This is a genomic window from Chimaeribacter sp. YP20170169 (assembly GCF_056739715.1).
On the sequence record NZ_CP176824.1, the window covers coordinates 931,053 to 950,517 of the forward strand.

12 protein-coding genes, 3 pseudogenes and 1 riboswitch are annotated in these 19,465 nt (G+C 64.3%); of the genes and pseudogenes, 3 read left to right on the plus strand and 12 right to left on the minus strand.

Features of this window, described 5'->3' with window-relative positions; genetic code table 11:
- Positions 1–177 precede the first annotated feature (177 nt).
- Positions 178–318 (plus strand): hypothetical protein, encoded by a 141-nt coding sequence (locus ACK3SD_RS04275; protein ID WP_168195802.1) that lies wholly within the window; start codon positions 178–180, stop codon positions 316–318.
- Positions 319–390: 72 nt separating this feature from the next.
- On the opposite strand, the gene ACK3SD_RS04280 is transcribed toward ACK3SD_RS04275, so the two are convergent.
- Positions 391–1,257, minus strand: a complete 867-nt coding sequence (locus tag ACK3SD_RS04280) for a hypothetical protein (RefSeq protein ID WP_481126876.1) — start codon at positions 1,255–1,257, stop codon at positions 391–393.
- A 183-nt stretch (positions 1,258–1,440) separates the two neighbouring features.
- A riboswitch (TPP riboswitch) is annotated at positions 1,441–1,537 on the plus strand.
- Positions 1,538–1,574: 37 nt separating this feature from the next.
- Here ACK3SD_RS04280 and thiM point away from each other — a divergent pair.
- Positions 1,575–2,380 (plus strand): annotated as a pseudogene (gene thiM / locus ACK3SD_RS04285) (hydroxyethylthiazole kinase).
- The gene (gene thiD / locus ACK3SD_RS04290; RefSeq protein ID WP_481126877.1) at positions 2,377–3,177 is read left to right on the plus strand and encodes a bifunctional hydroxymethylpyrimidine kinase/phosphomethylpyrimidine kinase; all 801 of its coding nucleotides are present in this window, start codon (positions 2,377–2,379) and stop codon (positions 3,175–3,177) included. The pseudogene thiM and the gene thiD overlap by 4 nt, the downstream one beginning before the upstream one ends.
- Positions 3,178–3,204: 27 nt before the next feature.
- Here thiD and gutQ read toward each other — a convergent pair whose 3' ends face one another.
- The 11 genes and pseudogenes from gutQ to ACK3SD_RS04345 form a co-directional block, all read right to left on the minus strand.
- Entirely contained in the window at positions 3,205–4,182 is a 978-nt protein-coding gene (gene gutQ / locus ACK3SD_RS04295; RefSeq protein WP_481126878.1) for an arabinose-5-phosphate isomerase GutQ, read from the minus strand.
- A 108-nt stretch (positions 4,183–4,290) separates the two neighbouring features.
- On the minus strand, positions 4,291–4,971 hold the full coding sequence (locus ACK3SD_RS04300; protein ID WP_481126879.1) for a GntR family transcriptional regulator: 681 nt from the start codon (positions 4,969–4,971) through the stop codon (positions 4,291–4,293).
- 93 nt (positions 4,972–5,064) lie between these two features.
- Positions 5,065–5,964, minus strand: a complete 900-nt coding sequence (yegS, locus tag ACK3SD_RS04305) for a lipid kinase YegS (RefSeq protein ID WP_481126880.1) — start codon at positions 5,962–5,964, stop codon at positions 5,065–5,067.
- A gap of 496 nt (positions 5,965–6,460) precedes the next feature.
- Positions 6,461–7,816: a prephenate-dependent tRNA uridine(34) hydroxylase TrhP gene (gene trhP, locus ACK3SD_RS04310; RefSeq protein WP_481126881.1), complete on the minus strand. Its 1,356-nt coding sequence runs from the start codon at positions 7,814–7,816 to the stop codon at positions 6,461–6,463.
- Positions 7,817–7,961: 145 nt separating this feature from the next.
- Complete coding sequence (locus ACK3SD_RS04315) at positions 7,962–8,300, minus strand: YegP family protein (protein WP_481126882.1); 339 nt, start codon at positions 8,298–8,300, stop codon at positions 7,962–7,964.
- A 181-nt stretch (positions 8,301–8,481) separates the two neighbouring features.
- Positions 8,482–9,192, minus strand: coding sequence for an envelope stress response regulator BaeR (baeR, locus tag ACK3SD_RS04320; protein ID WP_481126883.1), 711 nt, complete (start codon positions 9,190–9,192; stop codon positions 8,482–8,484).
- Between the two features lie 8 nt (positions 9,193–9,200).
- Complete coding sequence (baeS, locus tag ACK3SD_RS04325) at positions 9,201–10,571, minus strand: envelope stress sensor histidine kinase BaeS (RefSeq protein WP_481126884.1); 1,371 nt, start codon at positions 10,569–10,571, stop codon at positions 9,201–9,203.
- Complete coding sequence (gene mdtD, locus ACK3SD_RS04330; protein WP_481126885.1) at positions 10,568–11,995, minus strand: multidrug transporter subunit MdtD; 1,428 nt, start codon at positions 11,993–11,995, stop codon at positions 10,568–10,570. Before mdtD ends, baeS begins: the two co-directional genes overlap by 4 nt.
- 49 nt (positions 11,996–12,044) lie before the next feature.
- Positions 12,045–15,127 (minus strand): annotated as a pseudogene (mdtC, locus tag ACK3SD_RS04335) (multidrug efflux RND transporter permease subunit MdtC).
- Positions 15,124–18,241: pseudogene (locus tag ACK3SD_RS04340) on the minus strand (MdtB/MuxB family multidrug efflux RND transporter permease subunit). Before ACK3SD_RS04340 ends, mdtC begins: the two co-directional pseudogenes overlap by 4 nt.
- A complete protein-coding gene (locus ACK3SD_RS04345; RefSeq protein WP_481126886.1) occupies positions 18,241–19,464 on the minus strand; it encodes an MdtA/MuxA family multidrug efflux RND transporter periplasmic adaptor subunit in 1,224 nt (407 codons plus the stop codon). Before ACK3SD_RS04345 ends, ACK3SD_RS04340 begins: the two are co-directional and overlap by 1 nt.
- Position 19,465: the final 1 nt, after the last annotated feature.

Genomic DNA, 19,465 nt, shown 5'->3' on the forward strand with positions numbered 1-19,465 from the left:
CTTCAGCTTAGTACACGCCGCCGGCACCTTCATGCGCCCGCCTGATAAGCTAAGTGGATAAATGCAGATAATTTATTGATTATAAATAGATAAATCACACGTTGTGAGCCGCGCGGGCTTGCGGGGAAGGGGGCAGGGCAATAGCCTTAGCTTACCATCCTGCACAGTGAGGACATTATGGACGAGCGTAAAGTAGTGCGTGACACCGAGACCGGCCAGTTCGTTGATCCGGAAGAGGCCAAGCGGCGGCCAAAAACCACCGTCACCGAGACCATCAAAACCCCTGACAAAGGGAAGAAGAAAAAAGCCAAACCCTAAGCGCCCGCCGGGCGCTTTTATAGGGGAAAGAAAATAGGTAAATGCCTTCTCTCTTTAGGGAAGGCGATAGGCTCATTTGAATCGTTGGGCAGGCTCGCCCTCTTTATAGATCAGGTGTCGTAATTTAAGATTCTTATTATTACCGAATCGGATTTTATTCCACGCCTTAGCCATAGTGTAGCGTATATGTGGTGTTGCATGTTTCTCTTCCTCTTTCATCATCATATCAAGCAGCCATGAATATATGACCTTCTCGATAGTCTCAGGCTGCAAATTGACGCCCCCATAGATTTGAGAGCAGAAGCTGTCTGAGGCTGCGGGATCCACCCGTCGGGTTAATACCCGAATAAGCATCATCTCTGAACGGGAACGGAGTGATTTACGGGTAGGGAAACAGTGTTTATCCACCCACTCGTAGGCGGCCAATAACTCCTCTTTGTGCTTCTGTACATAATTGACCACCTCTGCTGAAGAGGCACCTTTCATGGCCATTTGGCCGCTCTGGCTCCACTGCACAATGGTGGGGCGTTCGTAAAGGATAAGGGTAGGCACAATGACGCCAATCTCTTTCGCCGGCCCAGGTTTAATGCCCGGTACGCGGAAAAAGATGTGATCGCCATGTGTACGGCGCTTGCCATTATCAATGGTGTCAGCAGACTCTTCTGGCACATTGAAGGCCAACGTCATATAGACGTCTACGCCAGCTTTGACAATTGCATGGAGACGATGCTGCCCATCAATACAGCGAATAGGGTTATCAGGTGTGCCAATAAATTGAACCGGTTGGGCATTCCTTTTCCATAGCCCGCGCTTCATTAAATCTGCCAGTGTCTCAATATGCGATTCGGAGAGCATCCGGTTATGGGTATTATAAGATAGCAGCTGCTGCGCTAATTCAGGCCCGACTATTTCACCTTGATACGTTATTTCACCACGCATTAATTTATCCCTTAATATCAGAAAGGGTAAAAAATATTCTTTCCGTGTGAAATTTGTCATGACTTGAATCAACGTTTTTCAGATTAAAAATAACGCAAAATATAATTATACTAATCATAAGCCCCCGAAGTTATTTGCAACTTATCGGCGGGTTGCTTATGCTGGATGCGCTGTATAACAGCGACCAATGACTCGGGGTGCCCTTCCTGGTGAAGGCTGAGAAATACCCGTATTACCTGAACTGGATAATGCCAGCGTAGGGAAGTCAGGATGCCTTGCCGGCACCCCCTTCTTTCACGCCGGTAAGGAGAATGCCCATGCTGTCCCCTACCGATCCCACCCTGCCGGCGCTGCCCGCCGATCTTGCTGATGCCTCGTGGCGCGTGCTGTCGCACCGTGCACCGCTGGTGCACTGCCTGACCAATGAGGTGGTGCAGTCCGTTACCGCCAATATGTTGCTGGCCGTCGGCGCGTCGCCCGCGATGGTGGTGGAGCCACAGGAGGCGGCGCAGTTCAGCGCGCTGGCCGATGCGCTGCTGATCAACCTCGGTACGTTGAACCACGCCCGCGCGGAGAGCATGTTGGCGGCTATCGACAGCGCCAACGCTGCCAGTACGCCCTGGACGCTCGATCCGGTGGCGGTCGGCGCGCTCACCTACCGCACAGACTTTGCCCGTCGGCTGCTTGACCTGCGCCCAGCGGCGATCCGCGCCAATGCCTCGGAGGTACTGGCACTGGCGGGCCAACCGGCGCTGGGGCGCGGCGTGGACAGCGGCGACGACTCGCTGCGGGCGCTACCGGCGGCGCAGGCGCTGGCGCAGCAGTGCGGTGCGATCGTGGCGGTAACCGGCGCGGTGGATTACATCACCGATGGCCGCCAGACGTGGGCGGTGGCGGGGGCGATGCGCTGCTGACGCGGGTGGTGGGCACCGGCTGTGCGCTGTCGGCGCTGGTGGCGGGCTTTACTGCGCTGGAGGGGCGGCGGCTGGATCATGTCGCGGCCGCCTGTGCGCTGATGGCGCGCGCCGGGGAGCGCGCGGCCGCGCAGGCCGCTGGGCCGGGCACGCTGCTGCCGCACCTGCTGGATGCGCTGTGGCAACAGGTTGGGGAGGCGCGCCCATGACCCGCATTAACGCCCTGACCATCGCTGGCACCGACCCGAGCGGCGGCGCGGGCATCCAGGCTGACCTGAAAGCCTTCTCCGCGCTGGGAGCCTATGGCACTAGCGTCATCACCGCACTGGTGGCGCAGAACACCCACGGCGTGCAGTCGGTCTACCGCATCGAACCCGATTTTGTGGCGGCGCAGCTCGACTCGGTGCTCAGCGACGTGCGCATCGACAGCGCGAAAATCGGTATGCTGGCCAACAGTGACGTCGTAGAGACGGTGGCGGAGCGGCTGGCGCACTACCGGGTGCCGCACGTGGTGCTGGATACGGTGATGCTGGCGAAGAGCGGTGATCCCTTGCTAGCCCCGGAGGCGGTGGAGGCGATCCGCCGCTGCCTGTTGCCGCAGGTCTCGTTAATCACGCCGAACCTGCCGGAGGCGGCGGCGCTGCTGGCCTGCGATCAGGCACGCAATGAGGAGGAGATGCGCCAGCAGGGGCGCGGGTTGCTGGAACTGGGCTGTCAGGCGGTGCTGATGAAGGGTGGCCACCTGAGCGAGCAGGATAGCCCGGACTGGCTGTTCAGCCGTGACGGCGAGTGGCGCTTCAGCGCGCCGCGGGTGGCGACGCGCCATACCCACGGCACCGGCTGCACCCTGTCGGCGGCGTTGGCGGCGTTGCGCCCGCGCCATACCGGCTGGGTGGATACCGTCCCGCTGGCAAAAGCCTACCTGCAACGGGCGCTGGAGCAGGCCGATAGCCTCGAGGTGGGCAGCGGCATCGGCCCAGTGCATCACTTCCACCACTGGTGGTAAGCGCGGCCTGATTGGAAAAGGTCGGCGTCAGCCGATGCCGGCCTGATGCAGGTCATGCAGGTTCAGCGCGCCCACCAGCGTGCCATTGACGTCCACCACCGGGGCAGCGCTCAGGTGGTTGGCGTGCAGCGCCTCCAGCGCCTCGCCGGCGCGCCACTGCGCCGGCAGCAGGAAGCCGGGACGGGTGACCGCTGGCCACAGCGGATCCTGAAGCGCATGGCCGGCCACCAGCCAGCGGCGCAAATCGCCATCGGTAAATACCCCCAGCACCCGGTGCGCGGCGTCACACACCGCCACCAGCCCCAGCCCGGTGCGGCTCAGCTCCAGCATCGCATCCATCACCGTCGCCCCTTCGCTCACCTGCGGAATCCGCTCGTCGGTACGCATCAGGTGGTGCACCCGGTTGAGCAGGCGCGCGCCCAGACTGCCGCCGGGGTGGGAGCGGGCGAAATCCTCCGCGCCGAAACCACGCTGGCGCATCAGGGCCATCGCCAGCGCGTCGCCCATCATCAGGGTATTGACCGCGCTGGAGGTGGGGGCCAGCCCCATTGGGCAGGCCTCGCGCTCCACGCTGATGTCCAGCACGCACGCCGCCTGTTGCGCCAGCGGCGAGGCCAACCCGCCGGTGATGGCAATCACCGGGATGCGGCTCTCGGCCAGCAGCGGCAGGATCAGATCCAGCTCCTTGGCGCGGCCGGAGTAGGAGATAAAGATCATCACGTCCTCCGCGCCAATCATGCCGAGATCGCCATGCAGCGCCTCCGCCGGGTGGACGAAAAAGGCCGGCGTGCCGGTGCTGGCGAGCGAGGCGGCGATCTTCTTGCCAATGTGGCCGGACTTGCCGATGCCGGAGACCACCGCCTTGCCGCGGCAGGCGAGCAGCAGTTCACAGGCTTGAACGAACTGGCCATCCAGCCGCGCCAGCAGGCGCTGCGCCTCGGCCAGCTCTATCTCCAACGTCTCACGGGCAAAATCCAGCAACGGGTGGGGGGAGGGGTATGACATTGCAACGGTTCCTGTCGGCTAAAAAGGGCCTTATCCTGGGCGATGGCGGCCAGATAAACTGTGATCGGGGTTAGATTTTACGCCCGGCGGCTGGCACCGGGCAGGGTGTCAGCTCGCCTCGAACCAGTCGCTGTTCTGCTCGGCAATCGGCGTGATGGAGTAGATCAACTCCTGGAGGTGTAAACGGATGGCGGCCTCGGCGCGGTCGGCGTCGCGTGCCTTCAGGGCGTCGGCGATCTGCTGGTGCTGGGCCAGCAGGCTCTCCGGCGGCGATACTTCGCTCAGGCTCAGGAAGCGCACCCGATCCATCGTCGCCTTGATCGACTCGATGGTCTCCCACGCCAGCTCACAGTCGGCGATGCGCGTCAGCAGCTGGTGGAACTGGTCATCCAGCGCCAAAAACTCGCGCGTCTGCTGGCTGGCGGCGGCCAGCTTCTGCCGCTCCAGGTTGTGCTCCAGCTGCCGGATCTGCTCATCGGTCACCATCGCGGCGGCGCGGCGCACCACGGCGCACTCCAGCGCCTGACGAATGAAACGCGCGTCTGCCACCTGCTTGGCGGAGATTTTCATCACAAAGGTGCCGCGCTGCGGCAGGATCTGCACCAACCCGGCCTCGGCCAGCTTGATAAAGGCCTCCCGCACCGGCTGGCGTGACACGCTAAAGCGCAGCGAGATCTCCTTCTCCGACAGCAGGGTGCCGGGGGCAATGGTGCAGTCAACGATCTCCCGGCGCAGCAGACGGTAGATCTGCTGGTTGACCGGGACATTATGTAACAGTTCTGAAGGCATAGGGCAGGGCAGCTCACCAAAAGACGATGGCCGCCAGTGTAGCATGAGTGAGCGGCGCGGTTAACGACGGCGGCCCGGCGGGCCGGCGGCGGCTTACCCCAGCAGGGTGCAGTTGGGCGGCAGGCGGCAGCTCAGGGCCGCCGGCAGCAGCTCGATACGGAAGTGGGTATCGCTCAGCGGCTCGCCATCCAGGTTGAAGGTCATCTCATTCGGGGCCTGGATCTCCAGCCACGGCAGCGCCGCGGAGATCACATTCGGGTTCTCCTCACCGCTGACGATGCTGCGCAGGAACGCCGGCACCAGCTCCTCGGAGGTGAACAGCCGCAGCTGCAGCAGGCCGTCATTGATCAGCGCCTCCGGGCAGAGCGCCTGCCCACCGCCGGCCTGCTTGCCGTTGCCGATGCCAATCACCAGCGCGTCGCCCTCCCACTGGAAGTCCGGGCCAGTGATGGCGCAACGATCCGCTTTCAGCGTATCCATGCGCATCAGGCCGTGCAGCAGGTAGGAGACGCCGCCGAGCGCCGACTTCAGCCGCTCCGGCGTCTCGGTGGTGATGCGGGTGCCGAAGCCGCCGGTCGCCATATTGATGAAGTAGCGTTCACGGTTCACCCGCGCCAGATCGATGGGGTAGGCGTGGCCCTTGATCGCCAATTGCAGCGCCAGCTCCAGATTGTCAGGGATATTGCAGGCGGTGGCGAAGTCATTGGCGGTGCCGAGCGGCACGATGCCGAGCGCTGGCCGCTGGTCGTCGGGGGCCAGACAGAGCGCGGTGGCCACCTCGTTAATGGTGCCGTCGCCGCCGCCAGCAATCACCGTCGCGGCGCGCAGGGCAACCGCCTCCTCGACGTAACGCCCGGCATCGCCGTGCTCCCAGGTGACACGCACGTGCAGGGTCACACCATCCTGACGCAGGGCCGTGACCGCCTGGCGGAGATCCTCATTTCCCGCCCCTTTTCCATTCAGGATCAGTACATGGACTGATGATTCAGACATTGCAAACTCCCGGCAATAAGCGTACAGCGGGCAGGGTCGCCCAACATTGAGTATAAGATAAACCAAAACGCCCCGATGCCGGTACTGGCAACAGGCGGCCGCAGGCAATGCAGATAAATCTTAGCGCAGCGGCAAAAAAAGGCAGGGCAGATAAAAAGGGCGAGAAATCAGGCCGCTTATTTCCCTTGACCGACAAGCACGTTGAAATAATAAACGCCAGCAGGCAATGAAAGGGAATGGTTTTGCCATTATTTACAAAAATTGAAATAACCAATCCATTATTTAGCTAATAAATGGTTTTTAATTATATGATTGATAAGAAAGAAAAAGCCGGCCCAAGGGAGATTGGGCCGGCTAAGGAGGTGGTTCCTGAAGAACATAAACGCTATTTTTGATTGGTAATTTTCGCCCCAGATAGTACGCACCAAAAAATAATATTGATGTGATCCGATTCTAAAAATGATGAAAAAATCTCACAATTTCCAGGGCTATTTTTTTACGCTTCCTGACTTTCGGGCAAATTACGCAGCAGCAAGGCGAAACGGGTATCCAGCGTCTCCGGCAGCGGCAGGTAGACAGTGTGGCCGTCGCCCGGTGCCACCTCCAACTCCTCGCCGCGCGCGTTACGCATCGCTGAAAGCGTGAAGTGCACGTTGCCAGCGGGCGTCATCAACTCCACGCTGTCACCGCGCAGGAAACGGTTTTTCACCCGCACCTCCGCCCAGCCGTCGCGCCGTTCGCCGGTCAGCTCGCCGACAAACAGCTGACGCTCAGACATTGAGTGGCCGTAGTCATAGTTCTGCTTCTCCTCATGCACATGGCGGCGCAGGAAGCCCTCGGTGTAGCCACGGTGCGCCAGCCCCTCCAGCGTGGTCAGCAGCGTCGGGTCGAAGGGCTTGCCAGCGGCGGCGTCATCGATCGCCTGGCGGTAGACCTGGGCGGTGCGCGCGCAGTAGTAGAAGGATTTGGTGCGCCCCTCAATCTTCAGCGAGTGCACGCCGAGGCGCGTCAGCTGCTCGACATGCTGGATGGCGCGCAGATCCTTGGAGTTCATGATGTAGGTGCCGTGCTCATCCTCAAAGGCCGGCATCGGCTCGTCCGGCCGATGCGCCTCCGCCAGCATGAACACCCGGTCAGTGGGCGCGCCGATGCCCAGCGTCGGCTCCACCTGCGCGACCGGGATCGGCGTGTGCTGGTGGACGATGTTGCCCACCTGATCCTCCTGCCCCTCCTGCACCCGGTACTCCCAGCGGCAGGCGTTGGTGCAGGTGCCTTGGTTCGGGTCGCGCTTGTTGATGTAGCCGGAGAGCAGGCAACGGCCGGAGTAGGCCATGCAGAGCGCGCCGTGGACAAACACCTCCAGCTCCATGCCCGGCACCTGCTGGCGGATCTCGGCGATCTCCTCCAGCGCCAGCTCGCGCGACAGGATCACCCGCGACAGCCCCATCTGCTGCCAGAACTTCACCGTCGCCCAGTTCACCGCGTTGGCCTGCACCGACAGGTGGATCGGCATCTGCGGGAACGCCTCACGCACCAGCATGATCAGGCCGGGATCGGACATGATCAACGCGTCCGGTTGCATCTCTACTACCGGTTGCAGATCGCGCAGGAAGGTTTTCAGCTTGGCGTTGTGCGGGGCGATGTTCACCACCACGTAGAATTTTTTGCCCAGCGCGTGGGCCTCGCGGATGCCGAGCGCCAGGTTCTCGTGGGTGAACTCATTGTTGCGCACGCGCAGGCTGTAGCGCGGCTGGCCAGCGTAGACGGCATCCGCGCCATAGGCGAAGGCGTAGCGCATGTTTTTCAGGGTGCCGGCGGGGGAGAGCAGCTCCGGGGTAAAGGTGTTGGACATGGTTTGGCTCATTCTGATGACAGGTCAGGGCGGGCATGGTGCCGCCGCGGGTGTAATACCCGCACGATAATTAAGGTCAGGGATTGTAGGCCGATGCGCCGCCGGGTGCAATGCTGCACGCGGGCAGGCCGCGTGCAGAAGGGGGTCAGTGGGTCAAATCGCGAATGTCGGTGCTGGTGCCATGTCGCGTGACAGCCAGGATGCCATGGCGCGCCGCGCTAACCGAGCTATAAAGCTCGCTGATGCCGATCACCTGATAGTTGCGGGCTTTCAGCACAAAGTAGGGCTGGTTGCTGCTGCTCTGTTTTATTTCGTACTGGGTCTCTTCCGGGGCGTTGTGCTGCACCGAACTGATGCCATTCTCCGCCGAGGCTTTGGTGGCATACAGCTCACTGGTGAGGATAATCTCCCCGTTGCTGGCCTTCAACTCAAAGTGATAGCGTCCGTTTCTGGCTTTTTTAATCTCAAAATGCCCGATTGCCATGGTCGAAATCTCCTCTGGTTAGGAATGCTCCGAGAGAATGTACTCAAGACAAAAAGGCAGAGGAAGGGCGAAAAAAGCATCAGCAACGCGCAATGTGAAAAGTTGTGATCCTGTTCGAATTTTGCCTGCAACCGGCGTGAATAGCCGGTTGCTGCATATAAATAGCCACCCTGTGCATAAGCTACTCCAGGTGACAGGCGTCCGCCTCCCAGCGGTAACCGACGCCGTAGACGGCGCGGATAAAGGGTTTTTCGCCATCGATCGCCTCCAGCTTGCGCCGGAGATTCTTGATGTGGCTGTCGATGGTGCGGTCAGTGACCACCCGGTAGTCATCATAGAGGTGGTTGAGCAGCTGCTCGCGTGAGAAGACGTGGCCAGGCTGCATCGCCAGCGTCTTTAGCAGGCGGAACTCCGCTGGCGTCAGATCCAGCGTCACGCCAAGGTAGCTGGCCTGAAAGCGCGCCTCATCAATACGCAGCGCATAGGCCTCTGGCGGGGCCTCGTGGCGTTGCAGGCAGCGGCGCAGGATGGTCTTCACCCGGGCCACCACCTCGCGCGGGCTGTAGGGCTTGCAGATGTAGTCATCCGCGCCAATCTCCAGCCCCAGCAGGCGGTCGATCTCCTCAATCTTGGCGGTCACCATCATGATTGGCACCTCAGAGAAGCGGCGGATCTCGCGGCAGATCGTCAGGCCATCGGTGCCCGGCAGCATCAGGTCGAGCAGGATCATCGCGGGCATCTCCGCCTGCACCGCCGCCACCACCGCGTTGCCGTCGGTCAGCCAGCGGGTGCGGTAGCCCGCCGCCTCCAGATAGTCCACCAGCAGTTGGCCGAGTTTCGGCTCATCTTCAACAATCATGATTTGCAGCGGCATCTCGCTGTGTGTCTCCATGGGAATCCTTACGCGGGGGTGAGTAGTGGCAGGCGCACCAAGAGGCGGATGCCCCCCAGTGGCGAGTGTTCAGCGCCGATGGCACCGCCGTGCGCCTCGACGATATTTTGGCAGATGGCCAGCCCCAGCCCGGAGCCGCCGCTGGCGCGGTTGCGCGAGCCTTCGGTGCGGTAGAAGCGCTCAAAGATGCGCCCCAGTTGCTCATCGCTCAGGCCGGGCGCGCTGTCCTCAAAGTATAGCAACAGCTGTTTATCCTGTTTCTTGCCATGAATCAACAGCTTGCCACCGGCATCGGTGTAGCGCAGGCTGTTCTCCAGCAAATTGTTGAACAGCTGCGTCAGGCGATCCGGATCGCCGAAAATCAGCGCCTGTGGCGGCAGTTCACTGCTGATGGTCAGCTGTTTGCCGTGGAAGCGCTCACGGAACGCCGCCTCCGCCAGCTGCACTAGGTGGATGACGTCGATGCGCTCCTTGCGATAGGCCAGCGCGCCGGCGTCCGAGAGGGAGAGTTGGTGCAGGTCATCCACCAGCTTGGTGAGGGTCGCCACCTCCGCCTGCAAGGAGAGCAGCGCCTCCGGGCTGAGGCGGCGCACGCCATCCTGCATCGCCTCCATCTCACCGCGCAGCACCGCCAGCGGGGTGCGTAGCTCGTGGGAGATGTCGGCCATAAAGGCGCGGCGCATCTGCTCATTCTTCTCGAGCGTGGTCGCCAGCTGGTTGAAGTCTTGCGCCAGCTTGCCCAACTCATCCTGGCTGTCCACCTCGACGCGGGTGGCGAAATCCCCAGCCGCCAGCCGGTGGGTGGCGCTCACCAGCCGCTTGACCGGTGCCAGCATCCCACGCGAGAGCAGCCAGGTGGCGGCGGCGGCCAGCAGGGCGGAGAGGGCGACGATCATCCAGCTGGTGCGGCGCTGCTGGCGATCAAAGCTGATGTCGGTGTTACGCGTCAGGCGCTCCACCGGCGAGGAGACCAGCGTGCCGACCCGCGTGCCATTGACCACAATGGGCCGGTGCGTCCCCTCTGGCGGCACCGGCACGCGCGGCCCCACCAACGGGCGGTTTTGCTCATCCAGCACCCAGAACTGGGTACGCCAGCCGTGCGGCGGCAGGCGCGGGTTGTCATCATTGGTCTCGAAGGTGTGCAGCAGCTGGTAGATGATCTTGTTGTCCTTGCGCAGGAAGGCCCAGCTGCCGTGCTCCTGGTACTGATCCTCCAGCGCGTCGCCAATCATCTCGATGCGCTGCTCGTTACCGTGGCGGATATAGTCGATAAAGCCGTGCTCAAAGCTCATCCTGACGCCCCAGTGCATGGTGATCAACACCAGCATACAGGTGGCGAAAATGGCGAGGAACAGCTTGCCGGTGATGCCAATTCTCATGAGTGCCTCGTGGTGCGTGCGCGTTTCTCGCCGTGACCCGCCGGCTGCGGCGCGGCGGCGTCCGGGACGCGGTTAAAGATTAGCGCCGGCAGGGCGATGATCACCGCCAGGCTAAGGTAGGTGCCGATAAAGGCGGGCTGGGCGGCGCTGGCGGTGGTCGCCGTGCCCTCCTGCATAAATAGGCCGAGCAGGATGCCCGCCACGCTGACCCCGAGGCTCATTGACAGCTGCATCACCATCGACAGCAGGCTGTTGCCGCTGCTCGCCAGCCGGTTCGGCAGGTCTTTCAGCGTCAGGGTATTCATGCTGGAGAAGCGCAGCGAGTTGACCATCCCCTGGAAGAAGAGCACCACCGGGATCGCCCACAGCCAGCCGAGGTAGGCCACCAGCGGCACGCCGAGGCTGACCAGCGCCAGCAGCAGCGTGGAGACGACCAGCGCCCGGCGGTAGCCGAAGTAGTTGACCACCCGCACCACGATCCGTTTCATCCCCATGCTGCCCAGCACCATCGGGATCATCATCAGCCCGGCGTGGAACGGCGAGAAGCCCAGCCCCACTTGCAGGAATACCGGCGTCAGGAACGGCAGCATCCCACTGCCGATGCGCCCGAGCAGGCTGCCGGTCAGGCCGATGCGGTAGGTGGGGGTGCGGAACAGCCGCATCGGGAACAGCGCCGCCGGATTGAGGTGCGCATACTGCCAGTAGGCGAGCAACGCCGCCGCGCCCGCGAACACCAGCCAGCCGAGGTCACCGGCGGTCAGCCCCAGCGCGCGCTGGCCGTCGAGCGCCAGCGTCAGGGTCGCCATCGCCACCGCCAGCAGCAGGAACCCACGCACGTCAAAGCGGCGGGTCTTCAGCGTGTGGTTCGGCATCAGCTTCAGCGTCGCCACCGCGCCAGCGATGCCGACCGGCAGGTTAATCAGGAAGATCCAGTGCCAGCTGGCGTACTCCACCAGAAAGCCGCCCAGCGCCGGCCCCAGCAGCGGGCCAACCTGTCCCGGCAGGGTGACGAAGGTCATCGCCGCCATATACTGCTCGCGCGGCACAATCTTCAGCACCGTCAGCCGGCCAACCGGCACCATCATCGCCCCGCCAATGCCCTGCAACACCCGCGCCAGCACCAGCTGGTTGAGGGTGTCGGAGAGCGCGCAGAACAGCGAACCAAGGGTGAACAGCACGATGGCGGCGAAGAACACCCACTTGACGCCAATGCGATCCGCCAGCCAGCCGCTGGCCGGCAGCATCACCGCCACCGTCATCACATAGGCGACAATCACCGTATGCATGTGCAGCGGGCTTTCACCCAGACTGGCCGCCATTGAGGGCAGGGCGGTGATCACAATCGTGGTGTCCAGCGATTGCATGAAAAAACCAAAGGCAACAATCCAGAGTTGCCAGCGCACGGCAGCGGGAAGGGTGGGCATAGGGGTGAGAGATCTCCTCCGGTAAAGGGCGGGCGCGTGGCCCGCCGGGTTAGGGTTCGAGCGGCAGCGGCGCGCGGCGATGATCGGCGCGCTGGCGCAGGCGGTCAAAGAACAGGTAGACCACCGGCGTGGTGTAGAGCGTCAACAGCTGGCTCACCAGCAGGCCGCCGACGATGGTGATCCCCAGCGGCTGGCGCAGCTCCGCGCCATCGCCCTGCGTCAGCACCAGCGGCAGCGCGCCAAACAGCGCCGCCAACGTCGTCATCATGATGGGGCGAAAGCGCAACAGGCAGGCCTGAAAGATCGCCTCGCGCGCCGTCAGCTGGCCGCGCCGCTGGGCGTCGAGCGCAAAGTCGACCATCATGATGGCGTTCTTCTTCACGATCCCCATCAGCAGCAGCACCCCCACCAGCGCCACCAGACTGAAGGGGGCGTCGAACGCCTCCAGCGCCAGCAGCGCCCCCAGCCCGGCCGAGGGCAGGGTGGAGAGGATGGTCAGCGGGTGCACGTAACTCTCATACAGCACGCCCAATACAATATAGATCGTGGCGATGGCCGCCAGAATCAACAGCACCTGCGAGCGCTGCGTCTCCTGAAACACCTGCGCGGTGCCAGCGAACTGGCCGCGCACCGTCGGCGGCACGCCAATCTGCGTCATGGCGCGGGCGACGGCGGCGGTGGCGTCAGAGAGGCTGGCACCGTCCGCCAAATTAAAGGAGATCGTGGCGGCCGCCGCCAGCCCTTGGTGGTTGACCGCCAGTGGCGTGTTGGCCGGTTGCCAGCGGGCGAAGTAGGCCAGCGGCACCGGCTGCCCGGCGCTGTTGGTGACGAACATTTTCGCCAGCGCGCTGGCGTCCTGCCGGTTGGCCGGGTCCACCTCCATCACCACCTTATACTGGTTCAGCGGCTGGTAGATGGTGGAGATCTGCCGCTGGCCGAAGGCGTTGTTCAGCAGCGCGTTGGCATCAGAGACGCTGACGCCCAGCCGCGCCAGCGTGTCGCGGTCATAGATCAGCCCCAGTTCCGCGCCGCCATCCTCTTGATCCGAGCTAACATCCACCAGCTGTGGCAGCCGGGTGAAGGCCTCCTTGACCTTCGGTGCCCAGAGGCGCAGCGCGCTAAGGTCATCGGCCAGCAGCGAGAACTGGTAACCGGCATTCGACTCGCGCGCGCCGACGCGCACATCCTGCACCGGCACCAAAAACAGGTTGGCGCCCGGCTCCTTCGCCAGCTTGACGCGCAGGCGATCCACCACCTGGCGGGCGCTCTCATGGCGCTCACTGAGCGGCTTGAGGGAGATGTACATCGAGCCGACGTTGACGCGGGTGCCGGTAAAGCCGGTGACGTTCTCCACCGCCGGGTCGGCGCTGACAATCGCGCTGAACGCCGTGAGCTTGCGCTGCATCCCCTGGAACGAGATGCTCTGGTCAGCCTGGATGTAGCCCAGTAGCCGGCCGGTGTCCTGCTCCGGGAAGAAGCTTTTCGGGATGGAGAGGTAGAGCCACACCGTCAGGCCGAGGGTGCCGAGCAGCAGCAGCCCCACCAGCCGCGCATGGTTGAGCACCCGGTTCAGCGAGCGGCCATAGAGTTGCTGGAGCGCCAGCAGCGCGCGCTCCAGCCGACCCGGCGTGGCGGGAGCCGCTGGCCAGCCCGGCTGCGCCCGCAGGATGCGTGCGCACATCATCGGCGTCAGGGTCAGCGAGATGAGCAGCGACAGGCCAATCGCCACCGACAGCGTGACGGCAAACTCATGGAACAGCCGCCCCGGCAGCCCCTCCATCAGCAGCAGCGGAATGAATACCGCCACCAGCGACACGCTCATCGACAGCACGGTAAAGCCCACCTCTCGCGTGCCCTGCAAGGCGGCGGCCAGCGGCTTCATGCCCGACTCAATGTGGCGGGTGATGTTCTCCAGCACCACGATGGCGTCATCCACCACAAAGCCGGTGGCGATGGTCAGCGCCATCAATGACAAATTGTTAAGGCTAAAGCCGCACAGATACATGGCGGCGAAGGTGCCGACCAGCGACACCGGCACCGCCACGGCGGGGATCAGCGTGGCGCGGCCAGAGCGCAGGAACAGGAACACCACCAGAATCACCAGCGCCACCGCCAGCGACAGCGAGCGCTCCACCTCATGCAGCGAGGCGCGGATGGTGGGCGAGCGATCCTGCGCCACCGCCAGATCGACCGTGGCTGGCAGCGCCTGCCGCAGCGCAGGCAGCGTGGCACGCACGCGATCGACGGTGGCGATGATGTTGGCGTCCGGCGCGCGGCGCACCAGAATCAGCACCGCTGGCTTGGCCTTCGCCAGCCCGGCGGTGCGCTCGTTCTGCGCGCCGTCGCGCACCTGCGCCACATCCTGTAGGCGTACCGCCGCGCCATTGTGGTAGTGCACCACCAGCGGCCGGTAGTCACGCGCTTGCGTCAGGCCATCATTGGCCTCCAGCTGCCAGCGCTGTTCGCTGGACTCCAGCGCCCCTGCGGGCGGCGCACGTTGGCCCCGGCAATCGCCTGACGCACCTCGTCCAGCGATACCCCTTGGTTAAACAGCGCGGTGGGGTTGAGCGTCACCCGCACCGCCGGCAGCGAACTGCCGCCGAGGGTGACGTCGCCGACCCCCTCGAGCTGGGCGATCTTCTGCGCCAGTTGGGTGCTGGCGAGATCATAGAGCTGCACCGGACTGTAGGTGTCGGAGGTGAGCGCCAGAATCATGATCGGCGCGTCCGAGGGATTGGCCTTGCGGTAAGTGGGGCGGTTGGGCATCCCGCTTGGCAGCAGGCTCTGGGCGGCGTTCAGCGCCGCCTGCACGTCGCGCGCCGCGCCGTTGATGTCCCGGCCAAGGTCAAATTGCAGCACGATGGTGGTGTTGCCGAGGTTGCTGCGCGAGGTCATCTCGTTGACGCCGGCGATGCGCCCCAGCGCCCGCTCCAGCGGGGTGGCAACCGAGGCGGCCATCGTCTCCGGCGACGCGCCCGGCAGGGAGGCGCTCACCTGGATCACCGGGTAGTCCACCTCCGGCAGCGGCGCGACCGGCAGGCGCACAAAGCCGAGCAGCCCGGCCAGCACGATGGCGGCGCTCAGCAGCGTGGTGGCGACCGGGCGCTGGATAAACAGGGCGAAGAGGTTCACTTGGCGTTCGGCTCCGGTGGCAGCGGGCGCAGGCGGCGCGCCAGACGGTCAAACAGCAGGTAGATGACCGGCGTGGTGAACAGCGTCAGCACCTGGCTCACCAGCAGCCCGCCCACCATGCAGATGCCAAGCGGGCGGCGCAACTCCGCCCCGACGCCGCTGGCCAGCATCAGTGGCAGCGCGCCGAGCAGCGCCGCCAGCGTGGTCATCAGGATCGGCCGGAAGCGCAGCAAACAGGCCTGATAGATGGCCTCATAGGGTGTCATGCCCTGTTCACGCTCCGCCGCCAGCGCGAAGTCGATCATCATGATGGCGTTCTTCTTGACGATGCCAATCAGCAGGATGATGCCGATGATGGCGATCACGTCCAGCGCGCTGCCAGCCAGCATCAGCGCCAGCAGCGCGCCGACGCCAGCGGTCGGCAGTGTCGAAAGGATGGTGATGGGGTGGATGAAGCTCTCATACAGCACGCCGAGCACGATATACATGGCGACCACCGCCGCCAGAATCAGCCACAGCGTACTGCCAAGTGCCGCCTGGAAGGCCAGCGTCGCCCCCTGGAAGCGGGTGGTGATATCCGCCGGCAGCGCCAGCGCCTGCTCGGCCTCGGTCACCGCCTGCACCGCATCGCCCAGCGCATAGCCGGGCGTGACGTTGAAGGAGACGGTGGCGGCTGGCAGTTGGTCAAGGTGGTTGACCGAGAGCAGGCCGAAGCGCTGCTCAATGCGGGCGATGCTGTTGAGCGGCACGCGGTTGCCGTCACTGCCATTGAGCCACACCCGATCAAGGGCCGCCAGCCCCGGCGTGTCGCGGGTGTCCTGCCCCAGCACCACCCGGTACTGGTTGGCCTGGGTATAGATGGTGGAGACCAGCCGCTGGCCAAAGGCGTTGTAGAGCGCGTTATCGATGTCCGCCATCGAGATGCCGAGGCGGCTGGCGCTGTCGCGGTCAACGTTGACATAGGTCACCGGCCCGCGATCCTGCCAATCGCTGCTCACATCCTGCAACGCCGGCGACTGGCGCAGTCGCTCCATCAGCGGCGGCAGCCACTCGGCCAGCGCCTCCGCCGACATCGCCTGGAGGGTGAACTGGTACTGGGTGCGGGTCAGTTGCGTGTCGATGGTCAGATCCTGCACCGGTTGCAGGTAGAGGCGTACCCCCGGCATATCCGCCACCGCCTGTTGCAGGCGCGGGATGATCTCCGCCACCCGGTCACTGCGCTCCGCCAGCGGCTTGAGGGTGATCTGCATCCGCCCGGTGTTGAGGGTGGCGTTTGCGCCATCGACGCCGACAAAAGAGGTCAGCCCGGCCACCGCCGGGTCACGCAGCAGCCGGGCCGCCACCTGCTGCTGGCGCTCGGCCATGTTGCTAAAGGAGACCGCCTGCGGGGCCTCTAGCGTGCCCTGGATCAGGCCGTTGTCCTGCACCGGGAAAAAGCCCTTGGGGATCAGCAGGTAGAGCAGGGCGGTCAACAGCAGGGTGCTGACCGCCACCCCGAGCGTCAGCCACGGGTGGCCGAGTACGCGGGTCAGCAGGCGGCCATAGCCAGCGATCACCCGCTCAAACAGGCGCTCGCTGGCGCGCGAGAAGCGGTTTTGCTGGCGCAGCGCGGCGTGGCTCAGCATCCGCGCGCACATCATCGGCGTCAGGGTCAACGACACCACCGCCGAGATCAAAATCGCCACCGCCAGGGTAACGGCGAACTCGCGGAACAGCCGCCCCACGATGTCGCCCATAAACAACAGCGGGATCAGCACCGCAATCAGCGAGAAGGTGAGCGAGATGATGGTGAAGCCAATCTCGCCCGCGCCCTTCAGCGCCGCCGTCAGCGGCGGGTCGCCCTGCTCGATGTAGCGGGAGATGTTCTCAATCACCACGATGGCGTCATCGACCACAAAACCGGTGGCGATGGTCAGCGCCATCAATGTCAGGTTGTTGACCGAGAAGCCAAGGAAGTAGAGCACCGCGAAGGTGCCGACCAGCGACAGCGGCACCGCGATGCTTGGGATCAGGGTGGCCGCCAGGTTGCGCAGGAACAGGTAGATCACCATCACCACCAGCGCGATGGAGAGCAGCAGCTCGGTCTGTACGTCGCTGACCGAGGCGCGGATGGCGGTGGTGCGGTCATTGACCAGCGTCAGCGTCACCGACGCCGGCAGGCTCTCCTGCAACGCTGGCAGCAGGGCGCGGATGCCGTCGGCGGTGGTCAGCACGTTGGCCCCCGGCTGGCGCTGCACGTTGAGCACAATCGCCGGTTGCCGTCCCGACCACGCGGCCAGCCGGTTGTTCTCCGCCCCTGTTCCACCCGCGCCACCTCGCCGAGCCGCACCGGCGCGCCGTTCTGGTAGGCGACGATCAGCTGGCGGTAATCCTCTGGCGAGCGCATCTGGTCGTTGGCCGCCAGCGTCACCGAGCGCATCGGGCCATCAAGGCTTCCTTGGCGGAGTTGACGTTGGCGTTGCTGATGGCGGTGCGAATCACCTCGCTGTCCAGCCCGCGCGCCGCCACCGCCGCCGAATCCATCTCAATGCGTACCGCCGGGCGCTGGCCGCCGGCCAGCGTCACCAGCCCGACGCCGCCCACCTGCGACATCTTCTGCGCGACGCGCGTCTCCGCCAGATCCTCCACCGCGGTCATCGGCAGGGCGTCGGAGGTGAGCGCCAGCGTCATGATCGGCGGGTCGGCCGGGTTGACCTTGCTGTAGACCGGCGGCGTCGGCAGGTCATCCGGCAGCAGGCTGGTGGCTGCGTTGATCGCCGCCTGTACCTCCTGCTCGGCGACATCCAGCGGCAGCGTTAGCTGGAACTGGAGCGTCACCACCGACGCGCCACCGGCGCTCTGCGAGGACATACTTTTCAGGCCGGACATCTGGCCGAACTGGTGCTCGAGCGGCGCGGTGACCGCCGAGGTCATCACGTCCGGGCCAGCGCCGGGGTAGAGCGTCACCACCTGCATGGTGGGGTAGTCCACCTGTGGCAGCGCCGCCACCGGCAGCGCGCGGTAGCCGATGATGCCAGCCAGCAGGATTGCCACCATCAGCAGCGTGGTGGCGACCGGGCGCAGGATAAACTGGCGTGATGGCCCGCCGCGGTGGTCCGGGGTCATCGCCTGCATCAGTGCGCCCCCGCCCGTGCCGCGCGTGGCTGGGCGGGGGCGGCTGGCGTGTCACCGGTCACGACCTCCACCTGCGCCCCCTCTTTCAGGCGATCCAGGCCATCGGTCACCACCCGCGTCCCGGCGGCCAGGCCGCTGGCGATCACCACCTGTTGCCCCGCCTCCACGCCGGGGGTCACCAGCCGCTTACTGACGCGGTTACCCGCCTCCAGCACCCAGACAAAGTGGTTGTTGTCACCCATCTGCACCGCCGCGGCTGGCACCACCACCGCGTCCTGCTGCGTGTCCACCTTCACCCGCGCGTTGACAAACTGGTTGGGGAACAGCGCGTCATCCTGGTTGCTGAAGCGCGCCTTGATTTTGATGGTGCCAGTCGTGGCGTCAATCTGGTTGTCGAGGCTGAGCAGCGCGCCCTCCGCCAGCTTGACGCGGTTGGTGCGATCCCACGCCTCGACCGGCACCGGCTGGCCGCTGCGCTGCGCCCGCAGCAGGGTGGCGATGTTGTCCTCCGGCAGGGTGAACACCACGTCAATCGGGTGGGTTTGGGTCAGCACCACGATGCCGGTGTCGCTGCCAGCGGTGATGTAGTTGCCGACGTCCACCTGTCGCAGCCCGACGCGGCCAGCCATCGGCGCGGTGATTTTGCTGTAGGCCAGCTGGAGTTGGGCGCTGGCGACCGCCCCCTGATCGGCCTTCAGGCTCCCCTCGGTCTCGCGCACCAGCGACTGCTGGGCGTCCAGCTCCTGTTGGGAGATCAGGTTACGGTTGCCGAGCTGCTGGTAGCGCGCCAGATTCTGCCGGGCATTGGCCAGCGTCGCCTGATCCTTCGCCAGCTGCCCCTGCGCCTGCGTCAACGCCACCTGGAACGGGCGCGGGTCAATCTCCGCCAGCAGATCACCGGCCTGCACCTGTTGCCCCTCCTGGAAGTGCAGCGCCACCAGTTCGCCCTCCACGCGGCTCTTGAGGGTCACGGTATTGGCGGCGGTGACGGTGCCAAGGCCGGTCAAATAGTGCGGCACGCTGCGGGTGCTGGCCGTCGCGGCCTGCACCGGCGCCGGTGTGGTGGCATGGCGGCCGCCGCGCCGTGCGTTCCCCTGAGTGGCCTCCCCCTCGGTGGGCGGGGACGCAATGAAAAAGTGCCAGACAGCAAAAGCCGCCAGCAGCAGCGCCAGCCAAACCAGCAGGCGGCGCGCCGGCGAAGATCGTTTCAGGGATGCATTCATA